Here is a 463-nt window from a genome sequence, read left to right as displayed (position 1 = left end):
CCGTACGCTTCACCGTCGAGCACAGCCGCGAAGCCATCCAATGGCTGATTGACCAGGGCGTGCCCTTCACCCGCGACGAACAGTCCGGCACTGAAGACGGTGGTTTCGAATTTCACCTGACCCGCGAAGGTGGCCACAGCCATCGACGGATCATCCATGCTGCCGACGCCACCGCCGCTGCGATCTTCAAGACCTTGCTGGCCCAGGCCAAAGAGCGCGAGAACATCGAACTGCTGGAACAGCGGGTGGCCGTTGATCTGATCACCGAGCGCCGCTTGGGCATGGAAGGCGATCGCTGCCTCGGCTCCTACGTACTGAACCGCGCCACCGGCGAAGTCGACACCTACGGCGCACGTTTCGTGATTCTGGCCTCGGGCGGCGCGGCCAAGGTCTACCTTTATACCAGCAACCCCGACGGCGCCTGCGGTGACGGCATCGCCATGGCCTGGCGTTCCGGTTGCCG

Annotated in this window: 1 protein-coding gene; it reads left to right on the top strand. The window is 64.1% G+C overall.

What is annotated here, in order from left to right; genetic code table 11:
* The coding region (locus J5M56_RS25110; RefSeq protein ID WP_207938074.1) for an FAD-binding protein at positions 1-463 on the top strand (463 nt) is incomplete at both ends.

The sequence above is a fragment of the Pseudomonas sp. 51_B genome (assembly GCF_017491595.1).
Taxonomy (GTDB): domain Bacteria; phylum Pseudomonadota; class Gammaproteobacteria; order Pseudomonadales; family Pseudomonadaceae; genus Aquipseudomonas; species Aquipseudomonas promysalinigenes.
Note: the sequence above shows the minus strand (reverse complement) of the source record. Positions and strands in the feature narration are given on the sequence as shown.